Annotated in this window: 16 protein-coding genes and 1 pseudogene; 2 read left to right on the forward strand and 15 right to left on the reverse strand. The window is 51.0% G+C overall.

All coding sequences use genetic code 11. The features are described from left to right. Positions 1-390 precede the first annotated feature (390 nt). From JKK62_RS16725 to JKK62_RS16770, 10 genes are all read right to left on the reverse strand, one after another. Entirely contained in the window at positions 391-1,674 is a 1,284-nt protein-coding gene (locus tag JKK62_RS16725; RefSeq protein ID WP_186834163.1) for an aspartate aminotransferase type Ic, read from the reverse strand. 208 nt (positions 1,675-1,882) lie between these two features. Continuing rightward, positions 1,883-2,611: a CpsD/CapB family tyrosine-protein kinase gene (locus JKK62_RS16730; protein WP_201428922.1), complete on the reverse strand. Its 729-nt coding sequence runs from the start codon at positions 2,609-2,611 to the stop codon at positions 1,883-1,885. Between the two features lie 2 nt (positions 2,612-2,613). Further along, complete coding sequence (locus tag JKK62_RS16735) at positions 2,614-3,342, reverse strand: YveK family protein (RefSeq protein ID WP_186834165.1); 729 nt, start codon at positions 3,340-3,342, stop codon at positions 2,614-2,616. A gap of 152 nt (positions 3,343-3,494) precedes the next feature. Beyond that, the gene (locus tag JKK62_RS16740) at positions 3,495-4,727 is read right to left on the reverse strand and encodes a sodium ion-translocating decarboxylase subunit beta (RefSeq protein WP_186834166.1); all 1,233 of its coding nucleotides are present in this window, start codon (positions 4,725-4,727) and stop codon (positions 3,495-3,497) included. A 25-nt stretch (positions 4,728-4,752) separates the two neighbouring features. Next, on the reverse strand, positions 4,753-5,193 hold the full coding sequence (locus JKK62_RS16745) for an OadG family transporter subunit (RefSeq protein ID WP_201428923.1): 441 nt from the start codon (positions 5,191-5,193) through the stop codon (positions 4,753-4,755). A 182-nt stretch (positions 5,194-5,375) separates the two neighbouring features. Further along, on the reverse strand, positions 5,376-6,854 hold the full coding sequence (gene spoIVA, locus JKK62_RS16750) for a stage IV sporulation protein A (RefSeq protein ID WP_201428924.1): 1,479 nt from the start codon (positions 6,852-6,854) through the stop codon (positions 5,376-5,378). Positions 6,855-6,866: 12 nt separating this feature from the next. Further along, positions 6,867-8,393: a DUF3794 and LysM peptidoglycan-binding domain-containing protein gene (locus JKK62_RS16755; protein WP_201428925.1), complete on the reverse strand. Its 1,527-nt coding sequence runs from the start codon at positions 8,391-8,393 to the stop codon at positions 6,867-6,869. A 112-nt stretch (positions 8,394-8,505) separates the two neighbouring features. After that, positions 8,506-11,280: a dockerin type I domain-containing protein gene (locus tag JKK62_RS16760; protein WP_201428926.1), complete on the reverse strand. Its 2,775-nt coding sequence runs from the start codon at positions 11,278-11,280 to the stop codon at positions 8,506-8,508. Between the two features lie 161 nt (positions 11,281-11,441). Then, the gene (gene spoVM / locus JKK62_RS16765; RefSeq protein ID WP_186834171.1) at positions 11,442-11,534 is read right to left on the reverse strand and encodes a stage V sporulation protein SpoVM; all 93 of its coding nucleotides are present in this window, start codon (positions 11,532-11,534) and stop codon (positions 11,442-11,444) included. Positions 11,535-11,536: 2 nt separating this feature from the next. Beyond that, positions 11,537-11,680 (reverse strand): hypothetical protein, encoded by a 144-nt coding sequence (locus JKK62_RS16770; protein ID WP_201428927.1) that lies wholly within the window; start codon positions 11,678-11,680, stop codon positions 11,537-11,539. Between the two features lie 89 nt (positions 11,681-11,769). On the opposite strand from JKK62_RS16770, the gene JKK62_RS16775 reads away from it, so the two are divergent. Continuing rightward, a complete protein-coding gene (locus tag JKK62_RS16775) occupies positions 11,770-12,714 on the forward strand; it encodes an RluA family pseudouridine synthase (RefSeq protein WP_201428928.1) in 945 nt (314 codons plus the stop codon). On the opposite strand, the gene pgeF is transcribed toward JKK62_RS16775, so the two are convergent. Then, entirely contained in the window at positions 12,706-13,515 is an 810-nt protein-coding gene (gene pgeF, locus JKK62_RS16780) for a peptidoglycan editing factor PgeF (protein ID WP_243411904.1), read from the reverse strand. The two genes, JKK62_RS16775 and pgeF, sit on opposite strands and share 9 nt — an antisense overlap. A gap of 96 nt (positions 13,516-13,611) precedes the next feature. Between pgeF and JKK62_RS16785 the strand changes: the two genes are divergently transcribed. Next, the gene (locus JKK62_RS16785; protein ID WP_186834174.1) at positions 13,612-13,818 is read left to right on the forward strand and encodes a hypothetical protein; all 207 of its coding nucleotides are present in this window, start codon (positions 13,612-13,614) and stop codon (positions 13,816-13,818) included. Positions 13,819-13,865: 47 nt separating this feature from the next. Here JKK62_RS16785 and JKK62_RS16790 read toward each other — a convergent pair whose 3' ends face one another. The 4 genes and pseudogenes from JKK62_RS16790 to JKK62_RS16805 all read right to left on the reverse strand — a co-directional run. Continuing rightward, the gene (locus tag JKK62_RS16790) at positions 13,866-15,884 is read right to left on the reverse strand and encodes a beta-propeller domain-containing protein (RefSeq protein WP_201428929.1); all 2,019 of its coding nucleotides are present in this window, start codon (positions 15,882-15,884) and stop codon (positions 13,866-13,868) included. 5 nt (positions 15,885-15,889) lie between these two features. Beyond that, positions 15,890-16,390, reverse strand: a complete 501-nt coding sequence (locus JKK62_RS16795; protein WP_186834176.1) for an RNA polymerase sigma factor — start codon at positions 16,388-16,390, stop codon at positions 15,890-15,892. Between the two features lie 118 nt (positions 16,391-16,508). Then, entirely contained in the window at positions 16,509-17,048 is a 540-nt protein-coding gene (locus JKK62_RS16800; protein ID WP_186834177.1) for an inorganic diphosphatase, read from the reverse strand. Between the two features lie 46 nt (positions 17,049-17,094). Further along, positions 17,095-17,334 (reverse strand): annotated as a pseudogene (locus tag JKK62_RS16805) (cation transporting ATPase C-terminal domain-containing protein); the annotation flags it as partial. Positions 17,335-17,368 lie beyond the last annotated feature (34 nt).

Below are 17,368 nucleotides of genomic sequence, written 5' to 3' on the forward strand. Positions count from 1 at the left end.
TCCGAAAATCGCAGTAAACGAAAAGGCAAGTATCAGCAAAGCAACAATGAAGAACACCGGCTTTGGAACTCTTTTCATGCCTTTTGAACCTCCGTAATATAATTGTCTGTAAGAAAAAAACAACCCTGTTACGGGCGCAGACTTACAGACGTAACAGAGTTATTATATGATTTTTTTGGCAAATTGTCAATGGAAATGCAAATATTTGATAAAAAAACTTTATCTTTAGCAGTATTGCATAAAATCATATCATAAAAATTGTAACATAAAATTTATCCGCCCTTATACTCCGCCGATTTGTACAAAACGCGCTGAATAACACCCGAATCTATCGGCTCCAAAAGGAAAACCCGGCAGAATCGCTCCTGCCGGGTCATAAAAACTAACTTATCAGATTTTGCCGAGCAGCTTCTCGCACGCCGCGAGCTTCGCGCAGGTGCAGAAAATATCCATGGCCTGCTCCAGCTCGTTGTTGGGCGGGAAGGTAGGCGCTATGCGGATATTGCTGTCGTGAGGGTCGTTGCCGAGCGGATATGTCGCGCCCGCTCCGGTGAGAACTACGCCCGCGTCGCGGCAGAGGTGTACAACGCGCTTCGCGGTGCCCTCCATGACGTCTACGCTTACGAAGTAGCCGCCGTTGGGGTTGGTCCAGTTCGCGGTGCCTGTTGGCTTGAGCTCCTTGTCAAGCGTATTGAGCACGATGTCAAACTTGGGCTTTAGGATAGCCTTATGCTTTTCCATATGCTTAAGAACACCGTTAAAGTCGCCGAAGAACTTGACGTGACGGAGCATGTTGAGCTTATCATAGCTGATGATCTCGTAGTTGTAACGCGCCGCAAACACCTTCATGTTGTTCGAGGAAGCCGCCATTGCAGCGACACCCGCGCCCGGGAAGGTGATTTTAGACGTCGAGCAGAACAGAACCGGCAGGTCAACGTTGCCTGTCTTTCTGCACTCGTCAACAATATTGAGCAGCTTGTCGGGTGTGTCGGTGATATCGTGAATGCAGTAGGCGTTATCCCACATAATGCGGAAATCCTTCGCCGCGGGCTTGAGGGATGCGAAACGTCTTACGGTTTCATCGCTGTAGGTAATGCCGTTGGGGTTTGAGTATTTCGGCACGCACCAGATACCCTTGATGCTCTCGTCGTTCGAAACAAGACGCTCAACGATGTCCATGTCGGGGCCGTTCTCGTTCATGGGAACGGGAATCATCTCAAAGCCATAGTACTGGGTGATACCGAAATGTCTGTCGTAGCCGGGAACCGGACAGAGGAACTTTCTGTCGGGAACCTCATACCAGGGCTTGCAGCCCTCGACAATCGGCTTTGTCATCATGCAGGAAATCGTGTCGAACATCATGTTCAGGCTGGAGTTGCCGCCGACCATAACGCTGTTTGAGGGCACGCCGAGAATCTCGCCGAAGAGCTTGCGGCACTCGTCGATACCGTGAAAGATACCGTAGTTTCTGCAGTCCATGCCATCCTCGCCGATGAAATCAGACTTGCTGTTCATCACGTCGAGCATTTTCAGCGAAAGGTCAAGCTGCTCCTTGCCGGGCTTTCCTCTTGCCATATTGAGCGAAAGACCCTTGCCTTTTTCGTCCTTATAGCGCTTTTTAAGAGCGGCGTATTCCTTTTCCAGCTCCTCGGAGCTGCACTTGAAGTATTCCATTTCCCATATCTCCTTACGCAATTGTTCTTTTTGTAACCTTATATATTCTAATACAACGGCACCGAAAATGCAAGTCTTTTTTACAAATCCTGCAAATTCGTCAGTTTTATTAATAAAAAACAGGCTCACCTCGCGATTGCTTAGTGAGTCTGTTGAAATTGTTATTATAATATTATTCAGTTTTTCGGAAGCTGTACCATTCGTGCGGTTAATAGTACTGATAGTAATAGTAACCTCTGCCGGCGCTTTTCTTATTCTGGGTGCAGCCGACCTTGATGAACCCGAGGATTTTTGTGTCGGCAAGCTTGATGCTCTCGAGCATCTTCTGGATATCGCCGTGGGTGGTGGAGCGTTCGCGGAGAACGACAACATAGCCCGCGACCCTGTCCTTGAGCAGAAGGGCATCGGCGACAACACCGATAGGCGGAGTATCGAAGATAATGTAATCGTACTCATCAATCAGACCCTTAACCAGCTTCTCAAAGCCGGGAGAACAGAGCAGCTCGGACGGGTTGGGCGGAATCGTGCCGGAGGGCAAAATATCGAGATTAGGAAGAACATCGTGCTTTACGGCGTCCTCAAAATCCGCCATTTTACCAATTATGTTCGAAAGTCCTACCGTATTCTCTACCTTAAAGATATTGTGCAGGTTCGGACGGCGCAGGTCGCAGTCAATCAGCAAAACCCTTCGCTCCATCTTTGAGAAGGAAATCGCGAGATTTGCCGAAACGGTACTTTTACCCTCGCCCTTTGCGTAGCTTGTTACAGCGAAAACCTTCTGATCCTCTGCGGAGAGAGAGAACATAATATTGGAACGGGCGCTTTTGTAGGACTCAACTATCGCGAATTTGCTCTTCTCTGAAATAGCATCAGCGGAGTTATAGTTCTTTTCGGTCTTTTTTTGATCCGGTTTTTTCAGTTTAATCTTCAGGGCCATGCTTACTTACCTCCCGTGTTAAAATCGGGAATCTCAGCGAATACAGGAATCTTGTAGATTTCCGAGAGATCCTCGTCTGACTTAATGGTGGTGTCAATCAGCTCAAGCAGAACCGAAATCAGGCAGGCAGCCACAAGTCCGACCGCAAAGCCGATGAGTGTATTTCTCATCTTGTTCGGCGAAATCGGCGATGAAGGAGCCTTGGCGGTGCGGATTATACCAAGCTGACCGTACATGAAGTTATCGTGGAAAACCTCATTGCACATATCGGAAATCTGATTTGCTACATTGGCACACTTCTCGGGATCATCTCCCGTCACGTTTACGTTGATATAGAAGGTTCCTTCCACCGTTGAAAAGCTGACACTGCAGCCGTTGTACAGAGTGGTGATCTTGTCGGAGTTCTGGAACAGGGTGACGCAGATTTTCGCCAGAGTAGAGGAACCGCTGATATCTGAGTTAAAGATCTTCTGAGCGACTTCGTTGTTGCTCGAGTTTGAATCAGAGGTTCTCGAGGATTCTGTATCAGCCTTGTCGGCAGTATCGTCCGTAACTTCTTTTTTGTTGTAGTTCTGCACAAATATCATGGTTGACGAGGTGTACTGCGGGGTGATAAAGAAATATGTATAGAGGAATGTCAGTAAACCCGCTGCCAACGCAACAATCACGATAAAACGAATTCTGTGCAGGAGTACGCCTAAAATCTTTTGAATGGTTATATTTTTTGGCATTTCCTGTCTCCTTCTGCGTAAAGAATCTTATCGCATAATATTACACCTTAGAATTATATATCATATAATCGGGATTATGTTTCCATAAAAGAATTATTTCAATCTATTAGCAGAAAAATAAAGGAAGCAGAGGCTTCCTTTAGATTTTTTATTTATCCGACAACATTCAGCAGTACGCCTGCGGCTACCGCCGAACCGATAACGCCCGCAACATTCGGACCCATTGCGTGCATAAGCAGGAAGTTTCCGGGATTCTCCTGCTGGCCGACCTTCTGCGATACACGCGCGGCCATTGGAACAGCGGAAACACCGGCGGAACCGATAAGAGGATTGATCTTGCCGCCTGTTAACTTGTACATGATCTTGCCGAAGAGAACGCCGAAGGCTGTGCCCATACAGAATGCAATCAGACCGAGAGCGATGATCTTGAGGGTGTCGAGCTTGAGGAAGTTCGCGCCCGAAGCAGTCGCGCCGACTGTTGTGCCGAGGAAGATAGTGATAATATTCATCAGCTCGTTCTGAGCGGCCTTTGCGATTCTCTCAACCACGCCGGATTCCTTGAACAGATTGCCGAGCATCAGCATACCTACAAGAGGAGCGGCGTCGGGCAGGAATATCGCAATCAGGATTACAACGATGATCGGGAAAAGGATCTTCTCGAGCTTTGATACGGGACGGAGCTGCTCCATCACAACGCCTCTCTCCTTCTTTGTGGTGAGGAGCTTCATGATAGGCGGCTGAATGATGGGAACAAGCGCCATGTAGGAATACGCCGCAATCGCGATCGAACCGAGCAGATGCGGAGCGAGCTTTGTGGTAACATAAATCGCGGTCGGACCGTCAGCGCCGCCGATAATGCCGATAGCGCCCGCCTCAGCTTCGGTAAAGCCGAGGAAAATCGCGCCTGTGAAGGTAATGAAGATACCGATCTGAGCCGCAGCGCCGAGGATAAGGCTCTTGGGGTTGGCGATCAGCGGACCGAAGTCGGTCATACAGCCGATGCCGAGGAAGATGAGCGGTGGATAGATACCGAGCTTAACGCCCTGGTAGAGATAGTAGAGAAGACCGCCGTAGGTGGGATTCTCATAGTAAATCTTTCCGCCTATTTCCTGAACGACGTGACCTGTCGCGGCAGGGTCGTTGGCGCTCTGGATTTCAACTAAGCTGATGTGCGGAGCCGCCATGATCTCGGGATAGAGATTGACGAGCAGCATACCGAAAGCGATGGGAAGCAGCAGAAGCGGTTCATACTGCTTTTTGATTGCGAGATAGAGCAGAAAGCACGAAATGCCGATCATTACGTAATTCTGCCAACCGAGGCTAACCAATCCTGAGCTTTCGTAAATGCCCCTGATGGCGTCAAGAAAACCTGTTAATATTTCCATAAACTAAACCGAACCTTTCCAAGCCTTAAAACGGGCGGGTATTGTCCAATACACCCGCGTTTGCCCACGCGGATCTGCCGCCGGCCTTTTTGATGCTTTTGATTTTTGCCCTGCCCGATTTGCCGTACATAGTCGCGACAGCAGCCGCGATAACGGCGACAACCTCTTCGGGAATGCCTTCCCCGGCAGGAAGCGCCTGTTTCACCTCAGCGGGCTTGGAAATCTCAGCCGTGACTTTTTTCTTTTCGGGAGGCGTTTGTTCCTTTTTCTTCTTTTTACTTCCGCCCGAGCCCTGCGCCTTTCCGACGATAAAGCTGTACAGCTTGATTACGCCGATGAGCAGGAGCAAAACCGAGAATACCACCACAAAGCCTGTGAGAATGACCTTTGCCGAGGCGATACCCTTTTCGGCGAGCGACAGCTCGGTCGCGGCAAACTGCGTTAACCCAATACCGTTAAGTACCATAAAACAACCTCCAAAATGTGAATTTGCATACATTGATATTATACTTTAATTCAGCATTTTTTTCAATAACAAATCAGCGCCGACATGTTTTTCGTCGATTTATATAAAAATCAATTCAGCTTACCAAATAATGCAAAAAAAATGCCAAAGCATCAGCCTTGGCATTGTCGTCAAATTGGTTTCTAAATTATTATGCAAATCAGTCCGTTGCAGCCGTCGTTGATGATTTTCTCAATCGTCTCCCCTATCTTCCGCCGCGCGTCTGACGGCATACGGCTCAGCTTGTTGTGCAGACCTTCGTTGACCAGCTCGTGGACGGACTTGCCGAAGATATTGCTCTCCCAGATTTTCTCGGGACTTTCCTCGAATTCCTTGAGCAGATATGACACAAGCTCCTCGCTCTGCTGCTCTGAGCCGACAATCGGCGTTACCTCCGTCTGTGTTTCAATGCGCATCAGGTGAATAGACGGCGCGCTCGCCTTAAGACGTATGCCGTACTTGCCGCTCTGCTTGATGATCTGCGGCTCGTCAAGGGACAGCTCGTCGATCGTCGGCATAACGATTCCGTAGCCGGTCTCCTTGACCTGCTCGTATGCCTGAGCGATTTTGTCGTATTCGCGCTGCTTTTCCGACAAGCGCTCCATACTCTCCATCAGATCACGCTCGTCGGAAACCTCAAGTCCGGTCTGCTCTGAAAGCACCTTGTAGAACAGCTCGGGTTTCAGCGAAACGGAAATACGCGCGCTTCCCGTTCCCAGATCGAGCGAATCGAGCTTTGCCTCCGAAATATGGCCGCAGTCTGAGATCTTTGAGAGCATATCCTGTATTTCGCGGATTTTTTCCATACCCTGAGCGGCGGAGCGAATGCACTCGAACACAGATGACTTGAGCCAGTGATCCTTTTCGAGCGAAATCAGCCAGCAAGGGATATCGACCTGTATCTCCTTCATCGGGAACTCAAAGAGCAGCTGCGCGAGGACGCGCTTTATCTCGTTTTCACTCAGCTCCATGCAGCTGACAGGCAGTACAGGCACCTGATAACGCGCGGAAAGCTCTTCCGAGAGCGCCTTCGCACGTTCTCCGTCGGGATTGGCAGAGTTGAGCAGAAGAATAAACGGCTTGTTTATCGCCTGAAGCTCCTCAACCACACGCCGCTCGCTATCCTCGTAATCCTCACGCGGGATCTCGCCGAAGGAGCCGTCGGCGGTAATGACAAGCCCGATTGTGGAATGATCGGTTATCACCTTTTTTGTTCCGATTTCCGCCGCCTCTTCAAACGGGATCTCTTCATCAGACCACGGAGTTTTCACCATGCGCGGCGAGTCCTCCTCGCTTTGTCCCAGAGCGGACGGCACAAGATAGCCGACGCAGTCGATCATTCGGACGCGGAACGCCGCGTTGTCGCCGAGATCGATCTCAACGGACTCCTCGGGGATAAACTTAGGCTCTGTCGTCATTATCGTCCTGCCCGCGGACGACTGCGGCAGCTCGTCAACCGCGCGGCGGTAGATATTCTCGTCGCGGATATTCGGCAGGACGAGCGAATCCATGAATCTCTTGATAAAGGTCGACTTTCCCGTGCGGACAGGGCCGACAACGCCGATGTAGACGTCGCCGTCGGTGCGCTGCGAAATATCTCTGTAAACGTTTCTGTCTTCCATCGCTTTGCCTCCTTACAGCTTCGGAATCAACAGCATCTGTGGGCTGTCGAGATCGATTTCCTCAAGGTTATTCTCACACATCAGCGGTTCAAGCCGCGTATTGTGCGCCTTGGAAATGCTCCAGAGATTTTCGCCGCTGTCGGCAAAATACAGTGTCAGCGCGCAGTCACCCGACGAAAGAGGCTGATCCTCAAACACCTCAACATCAGTCACAACGCGGGTACACTCGTTCTTCATCGCGCCGCCTGTGACCTTCAGCTCAACTCTTATCTCGGCGGTGCTGTCGTCGGCGAGGCGGAAGCTGAGTCCCGAGGCACGCACCCTGCCGAAGCACAGGCTGTCGCAGCCCTCGGACGAGGAAAGCGTGTGCGAGAAGTCGCAGCTGCGCTCGACGAACATCGGGAAATCATCGCCGTCGAGAGCGAGCATGCAGAGATTGACCTTGCCGCTGACGGAGAGCCGTCCGTCGGCGGGAGCAGCGTTGAGGGTGAGGCTGTCTGCATAGATGTCGAGGATCTTACCGATTTTTCCGCTGTCCACACAAATCGAGAGCTTCTCCATAAAGCTCTCGGAAACAGGCAGCAGCTCGGTGACGGTCTTGAGGTTATCAAAGCGCGGCGCTGAGGCGTATTCTACTGAAAACGCGTCGCAAACCAGTTTTTCCTCGCGCATCACATATCCCTGTTCGGTAAGACAGAGCTTCACGTCGAGCGCGATGATGGGCTTCTCGCTCATAATATCGTTTTTCAGGCGGACGTCGTAGGACATGACCTCGCAGCAGAGCAGGTTGCGGGTATTCTCGTCAACGCCGTCGCAATCGAGAATCTGGTTGAACGGCAGGACGTAGTCCAGCTTCGCGGTTTCGCCCGTTTCGACGTCGCAGAGGTAGAACATCCTCAGGTTCAGCTCACCGCCGACCATCAGCTTATCCTTGACCGCCTTGACATCGTTGATTCCCGCAGTAACAGACGAATGCAGCACGGACTCAACCGGCGGCTTATCGGCTGCCGAGATCTCCTCGCTGACGGTAAACTGCTCCTGACACAGCGCGGTAAGATCGGCGCATTCCGCAGGCTTTATGAGCGTTTCAAGCCCCTCGGGCGGGGTGAAAATTTCGCTCTGCCCGACGGAAAGCACCTTGGCGTACAGCGAAAATGCCCCGTGTATCACAAGTCTGCGCGGACTGAGCGCCCGGCAGTTTATGTACTCGGGCTTAGTTTTTGTGAGGACAACGTAGTTCTCGGGCGTTTCCCGCAGCGAAAAGCTCTGCGAGAAGCTCACGCTTTGTTCGCAGCAGCGGATCGTTTTTCCTGTGCTCTCAACGTACAAAACATTGACAACGCAGCTTCCGTCAACCCTTAGCTGTCCGCCCGAAAGTGACTTCGACTGCAGCTTGGGGATCAGGGTGCATTTGAGGATTTTTTCAATATCGGGACAGTAATCGGGCAGCGTCAGGTCGACGTCCGCGAGCTGCTCGGCAACGGTATCGAGGACTGCCGCGGGCGCGCGAAGGAACCGGCTCTCCGTAGGATATTCCATGTTTTCTCTCTCCTTTTGCTTTGTTGGTAACAGTATATGAGAGAGCAAAACGCTTTATGACAGAAAAACGGCTGACCCGCATAAGGTCAGCCGTCTGAATAAATATTGAATTTTAGTTTGCGGCCATTCTCTGAACCTGTGTCGCGTCTGCAATATCTACCTTGCCGTCGCCTGTAACATCTGCAACCGCAAGCTGATTGTTGTTGAAGAGAACATACTCCGTCACGTGCTTCTGAATATAGGTGGCATCGCTGATGTCGACCGTGCCGTCGAAGTTAGTGTCTCCCTTGATGCGATCCTTGTTTCCGTTAGGCATAACAGCAGAAACACCGTATGTGGAGTTCTTGCTGAAGCCTGTCTTGGACTTCAGATTTGTGTCTTTGCCCTTTTCGATAACAAAACCTTCCTTATTCTCCTCATTGACAACGCCGAGATACTTAAGGTTCATATTGACGGTAGTTTCGCCTGTACCGATAATATCGAAGGTCACTGTTACGAAATCCTTCTCTCTGTAGAAGTTGTCACAGCTGAGGTTTGAGAAGTTGCCCTTGATAAGACCTGTTGTGGTTTCGAGAGCAACTGTACCGGTGAGGTTGGGCTGAAGCTTCTTGAGATCCGCCTTATTGAAGCTGAGCTTTGCGGGATCGTAGCTGAGTTCCCACTCCGAGTTGATCAGCTCGTAGAAAGACTGGAGCTTGAAGGCAACTGTGATCTGAGAGGAGTCGGTAAGAGATCTCGTGGTTTCGGGGAAATAGTTAGAGGTTGTCTTAACTTTGATAGCCTTTGCTGAGATATCGCCGAATTTTGTATTTGTGGAATAGCTGAGATTTGAGAAGCCCGACTGGGACTTAAGGTTCTTGACGCTGCCGCCGTCGACGAGATAACCCTGGTCGCCGCTCGCGTTGACAAGACCGAGGATCGCAACATTGAGGTTAACGGTCGCGGTGCCTGTGTCGAGCACGTCAAAGGTCACCTTAACAAACGGTTTTTCCGTGGTGAACTCACACGGGAGCGTGCTGGAGCTTGAGCCCTTGATTCTGCCCTTGCTGGGCTCGGACGCAACCACACCGCTCGCGTTGGGCATAATGCTGCCTGTCGCAGAGCTATTGTAGCTGAGCTTTGAGGAATCATAGGTCAGAGTCCACTCTGAGTTGAGCATGTCGTGGGTGGACTGGAAGAGATACTGAACCGTAACCTTTGTACCCGTCTGGTTGACGGTGGTGCTTGATGCCGGGAAGAAATTCGAGGTCGCGTTTACAGTGAGCTTTGTGTCAACAGAGGGAGAACCGTTGATAACGGATGTCGAACCGGTGACATTGTTGGAGCTGAAGCCGGAGATGGAAGAAAGATTCTGCTTCTGGCTGTTTTTGACCGCGTTTTCGAATTTAAGCGTGCTGCCGCTGAAATAGCCGACGGAAAGTTCCTGGACATCGAGGGCTACATTAGCGGTGCCCTTGCCGATGACTTCAAATTCAGCCTGGACGAACGCCTTTGAGGTCTTGAAATCATAGGGATCGTATATTTCGGAGAAGGTGCCGTAAGCGACATCGTTATAGATATTTGAGCTGCCGCTGATATTGGGCATCAGCTTCGAAGCAGCCGTCTTGAGCCTGAGCTTCGAGGTGTCGTATTTCAGGTTCCACTGACCGTTAACGAGATCCATCGCGGACTGAAGGTTATATGTAACGGTAACGGTGCTGCCTGTCGCCGTAACATTGCCGCTGCCGCAGATGTTAGATGTAGCGTTAACAACGGTCTTGTCCGATACGGGATCGGTTGTGGGCTGAGGAGTTGTTACGGGAGCTGTGGTGGGCTGCGGAGTAGTTACGGGAGCCGTTGTAGGCTGGGGTGTAGGTGTAACGCCGCCCTTGCCGATGCTCGCGAGGGGTACTGTGAGTGCGTCAAGGTCGTCCTTCTCGTGAGAAGTACTGGGGTCGTTGCCGTAATCGCCCTTTACGTTGTCGATCATTGAAGGATCGAACGGGCAGCAGTCGAGAGCTGATTCGCCTCTGCCGCAGAGAGTCATAGCGCCGATGCCGTTGGAAGTGAGCTGACTTGCGGTGATGCCCAGAGCCGTGAAGGGAATCTTGATCTCATAGAAGCTGTCGTACTTTGTGTTGTGAACGCCCTTGCTGCCCTTGTAGGTCTTGTAATCAACCCAGTCTGAGCTGTCAGAGAATACGTCGTCGGTTGAATCGGAATTGTTGAGACCCCAGATAGAGCTGCAGGCGTTGCCGTCAGCCATCTTGTACTCAATGCCCTCGGTCTTGTAGCTGCCGCAGTGAGTGGTGTAGTCTGTGTTGCCCGCGGCGTCCGCTACGGTGAAGTGACCGGGAACGCCGGCGCCCGGCTTCGCGCTCATGTAGAACAGATGGTCAACATGGGTGCCGCTGTAGTCGATCTGATCGCCCCAGATGTACTTGCCGTCAGTCACCTTGCCGGTAAGACCCGTTGAAGAGGGATTTACGCTGAGAGCGAGAACGAGATGAAGGTCGCCGATTTTGCCGCCGTCCATCAGGGACGCGTCTCCTGGGTTCTGCCATGTGTCTGTGGTGTTGACATACTGCATGCCGATGTAAAGGTTTGAGCTGTCCCAGCTTGCAAACAGAGCGTAAGCGTCGATAAGACAGTTCTCATGCGAGCCCTTCCAGTGGTTGGCGCAGTCCCATGCAGCGCTGGTAGCGACGAGCATGTCCTCCGTCCAATCGGAAAGATCGCCGTCAATGGTGATGCTGCCCGCCTTGCCTACCTTGCCCGAGGGGTTGGTCTGGTAGTGCGAGCTGAGTGTGCCTCCCGCTGCGCTGACGGTGAATGCCGCGGTCGCGACTGTTGTGATCAGCAGAGCTGCGACAAGCAGGATACTGATCAGTTTTTTTGCGTTTCTCATGTTAATTACCTCCTAAATACTGCTCGATAATTCGCAACATAAATTACCATTTTAATTATAAATGCTTTTGCTGAAAAGTTCAATAAAAAAATCAGATGCGCAAAGTTTTTGTCACAATGCACATCTGATTACGCTTGAATTTGTGGAATATTACTGTAGAATCAGCCGATAGTCTGCTTCTCCTTTTTTATTCCGAACAGCATTCTGAGCAACCCCGCGAAGAATTTAGGATTTTCGATAAGTACAACTTTCATGATTACCTCCGAGCACATGATAAACTGACGAGAACCAGCGCGGCTGCCGCCACGCACAGCACCCATTCTGTCGGCAGCACAGACGCGACGAGCAGTCCGAGTCCGAACCATAGGCAGGTGCGGACCTTTTGTTTTCTGCATCTCACTGTATCACCCTCTACCATTTTATACGCCGCATCCTAATGTGTGCTTGAAATTTGAGTGTTTTTACAGTATGATAGAGGTGGTGATTATTATGAGAGAACTGACAATCGGCAAAAACGACTCGGGACAACGGCTTGACAAGTTCCTGCAAAAACGCTTCCGCACTATGCCGAAGGCGATGATGTATATGTATATCCGCAAAAAGTGCGTCAAGCGCAACGGCAAAAAATGCGCCATCGACGATATTCTGCGAGAAGGCGACGTGCTGACCTTCTATATAAAGGACGAGTTCTTTGAAGCGGGCAAGGAAAAGCACTATGAATTCATGAAAGCACCGACAAAGCTCGAAATAGTTTACGAGGACGAAAACCTCCTTTTGCTCGACAAAAAGCCCGGACTTATCGCCCACCAGGACAAGAGCTATCACTTTGATTCGCTCGTCAGCCGCGTGCAGCACTATTTATACGAAAAGGGCGAGTACGACCCCGAGGAAGAAAAAGCGTTCTCACCTGCGCTCGTCAACCGCATTGACCGCAACACGGGCGGTATTGTCATCGCCGCGAAAAACGCCGAGGCTCTGAGGATACTGAACCAAAAGATGAAAACAAGGGAGATCGAGAAATACTACCTCTGCCTTGTTTACGGCAAGCCCGGCAAGGACAGCGATATCCTTCGCGGATACCTGACGAAAAACGAGAGTAAAAACAAGGTCACGGTGCACAAAACCGAGGTCGAAGGCTCCAAGGAGATACGCACAAAGTACCGCGTCCTGTCCTTCGACGGCAAATACAGCCTTGTCGAGATCGAACTGCTGACCGGCAGAACCCACCAGATACGCGCGCATATGGCGAGCATCGGGCACCCTCTGGTCGGCGACAGCAAATACGGACGCAAAAAAGCGCCCGAGGGCTTCCCCTATCAGGCGCTTTACAGCTATAAATTAATTTTCAATTTCACCGAGGACTCAGGCTCGCTCAGCTATCTGAATGGCAGGGAGTTCGCGGTTAAGGACGTGTGGTTTTCGAAATCACTTTAAGCACATAAAGGCAGACATCGTACCGCGGCGTCCCTTTGTGGCTCGGTGGCTCCAGAGAAGCTCGCTGTTGCAGTTTGTGCAGAGGTCGGAAATCGTGATGTCCTCGTTCTTCACGCCTGCCGCGACGAGAATCTGACGGTTGGTCTCGAGCAGGTCGATCATGAACTTGCCGCCTTCCTTCGGAAATACAAATTTTTCGGGTTTCAGATCCGTAAGCGCGAGGAAGTGCTCCGCACACGGCAAATCCACCTCGTAACAGCAAACGGAAATCGCGGGGCCTATGGCGGCTGTGATGTTTTCGGGCTTTGTGCCGTAGCGCTCGCCCATCTCCTTAACGACCTTCTCTCCGATCCTGCCGACAGTGCCGCGCCAGCCCGCGTGAGCCAGAGCGATAGCCTTGTTTTCCGTATCGACAAAGAACAGCGGCGTGCAGTCGGCGTAGTAGGTCACGATGGTCACGCCCTTCTCGTTAGTCATGATCGCGTCAACGCTCTCCATATCGCGCGGCCTGTAAATGCCAACGCCGCGGTTTTCGCGCGTAACGGCACGGACGAAGGTGTGGTGATCCTGAGCGGAAGCGGTCAGGCTATCGAACTCAAAGCCCGCGCTCTCACAGATACGGCGGTAGTTCTCGGTCACCGCGTCGGGGTTATCGCCGCGGTTGAACGCCATGTTCATCGAGGTGAACTCACCCTCGGACACGCCGCCGAGACGGGTCGAAAAAGCATGGTTGATGAATTTTATTTCCGATAAGGAATTATAAGTGAGATAAGGCACTGTATCTGCGTTATTTAGACGCATGGTGGCTGAGTTAAAATTCAACGGTATTCCCTCCAAAATTCTACTTGAAACTTATGCCTGCTTGTGATACACTATTAATTGCAGAGGTGATTTAGAATGAAAAACAAGCTGTTCGGCAGAAATATCGCACCCGACTGCTCTTACTGCGAAAATTCTTATTTCGAAAACGGAATTATAGGCTGCAAAAAGTCAAAGCGTATTCAGGACGGCAGGTGCAGAGCGTTCAGCTATGACCCGCTTATGCGCGTTCCGCGCAGCGTTACCCTGAGAGGTACATATTCTATCGAGGATTTCAAGCTGTAAAATAAAAAATCAAGGAGCCAATCATACGGTTGGCTCCTTTTATTATACTATTTATAATCGACCCAGTCAATAGAGGTTCGGTATACGTCGTCCGTATTATTCTTGATGTAGTAATCATACTCCCATACATTGCCGAGCATATATATGGTGTTTCCGACATAGACGCAGCGGCTGACCTCGGCGCTGCCGTTTTCACTGCTTACAAATACGTCCGAGCGGTACTCGTCGACAATATCGATCTTTCCGTCCGAGATTCTGAAATTAATTACTCCCGAATAGCTGTCGTAGTTACTGTATCCGTCGCCGTAGCAGGAGAACGGGATCGTGAAGTCGTTTCTCTCGGTATTGACGAGAAGCGCCTTGGGATTGTTCTGCACCTCTGAGTAATAGCCCTTGAAAACCTTCGTGTCCAGAACCTTCGGGTTTGTCTTGTCGCTGACGTCAAAGGTGACGATTTTTATGCCGTCCTGAACCTCCATATCGGTGTAGTACACGTTGTCGGTATTATAGCCGATGCCGAGGACTGTGTTCTCATCAATCGGAACGAGCATGGTTGAGAAACCGCTGATCTTGACCTCGCCGAGGATCTGCGGGTCGGACGGAGTTGACAGGTCAATCACGAACAGCGGGTCGGTTTCCTCGTAGGTGATGACGTAAGCGGTGTCTCCCATGTAGCGAACCGCCTTGATGCTCTCGTCCTTGGCAAAGCCCTCAACCGAGCCGATCTGATTGAGTTCCGAATCAAGCACATAGAGGTTGTTGACCTCAAAGGAGTTTTTCTCGTTGATCGACGTGGTGGCTACACGGAGATTTCCGTTGTACTCGTCGAGTGAGTACTGGTTGTTTATCTCACCCTTGACGTAGCAGCTCGCCACGGCGTCGAGGTTGTCGTTGAGACTGAATTTTACAATCTGGGTTCTGACATTTGTCGGTGTGTAGTAGGAAGCAAAGCTGTTGATAACTCTGTTGTAATCCTGCGTTTCGTACTCTGTCGCGTTGACATAGAGGTAATCCTGATTGCAGTAAACGTCGTCTGCCGAACCCAGAATCGACTTGGTGCTCAGAGCCTTTGCGCCGTTTTGCGTATCGACGCTGCTTACTACGAGAAAGCGGCTGTCGGCAGGCGTTTCAACGGAATATGTGCAGTTGACGGGCACCTCGTCGGGAGTGGCGTTTTTGTTGCGGGTTTCGGGCAAATCGTCATCATTGTACGCATAGTAATCGGACACCAAATAGAGAGTGTCGCCGATCATGCGCGAGGAAACGTAATTGCCGCTCTGGCAGAAGGAATCGAGCAGCTTGGGCTTGCTTCTGTCCGAGATATCATATACCGACGCTTCGGTTGAGGAATCGGAATAGTACACCTCCGAAAGAACAACAAGACGGTCGCCGTTTACATAAAACTCGCGGAAATTGCTGTCGTTCAATTCCGTAACAGCTGATATCATCTCGGTATCCTTCTGCGCCGCGCGGTAGATCTGTATCTGATGCTTCATTCCGTTTGAGGTCGGCGCAAGATAGTAGATATACTCGCTGTCGGTCTTGACGTTATCCGCCTCGTCAACGCCCGTGTGCTGAACATAGGTCGAGTTGTGCGACGAAGAACTGCCCGACAAGCCTGACGCTGAACCTGCCGCTGAACCGTTTGCCGAGCCTGCCGAAAATACCTTTTCGCCGTACTCAAGTACATCGCCGTCGAGAACGTTATATCTCTCGCCGCTGTTGATATTATTCTGAAATTTCTTCGCGTTGCCGACTGCCTTTTTCACCTCGTCGCGCGTGTTGAACTGCATGAGCTTAGCGGTGCCGCTGACCGATACGGGCGTGCCGACCTGAACGCGGCTGAAGAAAATATTCGTCGCGAGGAACGCGCCCGCGGTAATCACCGCAACGCTCGCCACCGCAGCCGAGGTAATACCGAGAACCATGCCTGTCTTTTTCTTTTTAACCTTGACCGGCTCGACTCCCTCGAGCTGACCGAGAACCATATCCTCATTGATATCGTCGGGCGCGTTAACGCCGTCGGAAGCAAATCTGTCTTTAACAGTATCAAAATCGTTTTTCATATCACTCACTCCAAAAACTGTCTCATCTTGCCGAGCGCGCGTGACAGGCGCGACCTCACAGTCGAGGGATTCATGCGGAACATCTGCGCTATCTCCTGACTGCTGTAGCCCGCAACGACCGAGAGCAGAACGATATCCCTGTCCTCTGTCGCAAGGCTGTCAAGCGCCTCGCTGAGCTCGCTGCGGATATAGGTATCGTCCGGAACCACATAGCGGTTCTCGTCGATCTCCGCAAAGGTGATCTGTGCCTTTCTGCGGATTATCGCGCAGCACTCTCGGTAAAGTATGCGGAACAGCCACGCAGAAAACGCCTTCTCGTCGCGTATTGAAGCTATGCCCATATACGCCTGGGTTATACACGCGGACACGGCGTCCTTCGCGTCCTCCGCTGAACGCAGCTTGTAATAAGCGTAGCGGTACAGGCTGTCCTTATAGCTTATGTAGAGAGTGGCAAACGCCTGCTTGTCACCTGCTCTGGCTTTCTTTACTAATTTATTACCGTTCATTTCCGTCCTCCAACGAATTCGTTCATTAATATAGTGTCGAATAAACGGCGAAGTGTTGCACAGTTTTTGAAATATTTTAAAAAAATTCGAGCGCACCGGTGGTGCGCCCATTGATTTTTTATGCGAGCTGGAAGTCGAGGATATAGCTTTCGATGCAGAGCTGGACAACTTCCTTTGCCTTCTCCACGCCTGAAATCTCGGTAGCCGCGGTTTCCTTGTCGTCCTCAAGGGTCTTGTAAACCTGGAAGAAGTGGCGGATCTCGTCAAAACGGTGCTTGGGCAGATCCGAGATGTCATTGTATGTATTGTAGTTGGGATCGTTGATCGGCACAGCGATGATCTTTTCGTCTTTGCTGTTGTTGTCGATCATGTTGAGTACGCCGATGGGCTTGCACTCTACCAGAGTCATGGGCAGAATGGTCTCGCTGCACAGAACCAGAACGTCGAGCGGGTCGCCGTCGTCGGCATATGTGCGCGGAATAAAGCCGTAGTTTGCGGGATAATGAGTCGAGGTGAAGAGCACGCGGTCGAGCTTGAGCATACCGGTCTCCTTATCGAGCTCATATTTATTTTTTCCACCCTTGGAAATTTCGATTACAGCATAAAAGCGGTCGCAGGTAATTCTTTTCGGTGAGATGTCATGCCAGATATTATTCATGGAAAAACCTCCTTTTTTTCTATTATAAATTATGGCAAATTTTATGTCAAGAGGTTTTGTTCACCTTGTCGGAAATAGCCTTGATAATCTGAATCACGACCGTCGGAGCAAATGCCAGAAGTGCGATATAAGCGTACATCATGCCGTCCATCGCCTCAACGCAGAAGAGCGAATGGAGCGCGGGTACAAAGAGTACGAGCGCGAGCAGCAGACAGCCCAGAACGAACGCTCCGACGCTGTAGAGGTTGCTGAGAAGTCCGAGGCTGAATATCGAACGCTTGCTGCGGCAGTTGAAGAGATCGGAAGAGCGTCGTTAGGGA

The organism is Ruminococcus difficilis (assembly GCF_016680995.1).

Bases quoted from the DNA above. Each gene is read 5' to 3' on its own strand.
- JKK62_RS16725 (WP_186834163.1), bottom strand. From the start codon at position 1,674: ATGGAATACTTCAAGTGCAGCTCCGAGGAGCTGGAAAAGGAATACGCC.
- JKK62_RS16730 (WP_201428922.1), bottom strand. From the start codon at position 2,611: ATGGCCCTGAAGATTAAACTGAAAAAACCGGATCAAAAAAAGACCGAA.
- JKK62_RS16735 (WP_186834165.1), bottom strand. From the start codon at position 3,342: ATGCCAAAAAATATAACCATTCAAAAGATTTTAGGCGTACTCCTGCAC.
- JKK62_RS16740 (WP_186834166.1), bottom strand. From the start codon at position 4,727: ATGGAAATATTAACAGGTTTTCTTGACGCCATCAGGGGCATTTACGAA.
- JKK62_RS16745 (WP_201428923.1), bottom strand. From the start codon at position 5,193: ATGGTACTTAACGGTATTGGGTTAACGCAGTTTGCCGCGACCGAGCTG.
- spoIVA (WP_201428924.1), bottom strand. From the start codon at position 6,854: ATGGAAGACAGAAACGTTTACAGAGATATTTCGCAGCGCACCGACGGC.
- JKK62_RS16755 (WP_201428925.1), bottom strand. From the start codon at position 8,393: ATGGAATATCCTACGGAGAGCCGGTTCCTTCGCGCGCCCGCGGCAGTC.
- JKK62_RS16760 (WP_201428926.1), bottom strand. From the start codon at position 11,280: ATGAGAAACGCAAAAAAACTGATCAGTATCCTGCTTGTCGCAGCTCTG.
- spoVM (WP_186834171.1), bottom strand. From the start codon at position 11,534: ATGAAAGTTGTACTTATCGAAAATCCTAAATTCTTCGCGGGGTTGCTC.
- JKK62_RS16775 (WP_201428928.1), top strand. From the start codon at position 11,770: ATGAGAGAACTGACAATCGGCAAAAACGACTCGGGACAACGGCTTGAC.
- pgeF (WP_243411904.1), bottom strand. From the start codon at position 13,515: ATGCGTCTAAATAACGCAGATACAGTGCCTTATCTCACTTATAATTCC.
- JKK62_RS16785 (WP_186834174.1), top strand. From the start codon at position 13,612: ATGAAAAACAAGCTGTTCGGCAGAAATATCGCACCCGACTGCTCTTAC.
- JKK62_RS16790 (WP_201428929.1), bottom strand. From the start codon at position 15,884: ATGAAAAACGATTTTGATACTGTTAAAGACAGATTTGCTTCCGACGGC.
- JKK62_RS16795 (WP_186834176.1), bottom strand. From the start codon at position 16,390: ATGAACGGTAATAAATTAGTAAAGAAAGCCAGAGCAGGTGACAAGCAG.
- JKK62_RS16800 (WP_186834177.1), bottom strand. From the start codon at position 17,048: ATGAATAATATCTGGCATGACATCTCACCGAAAAGAATTACCTGCGAC.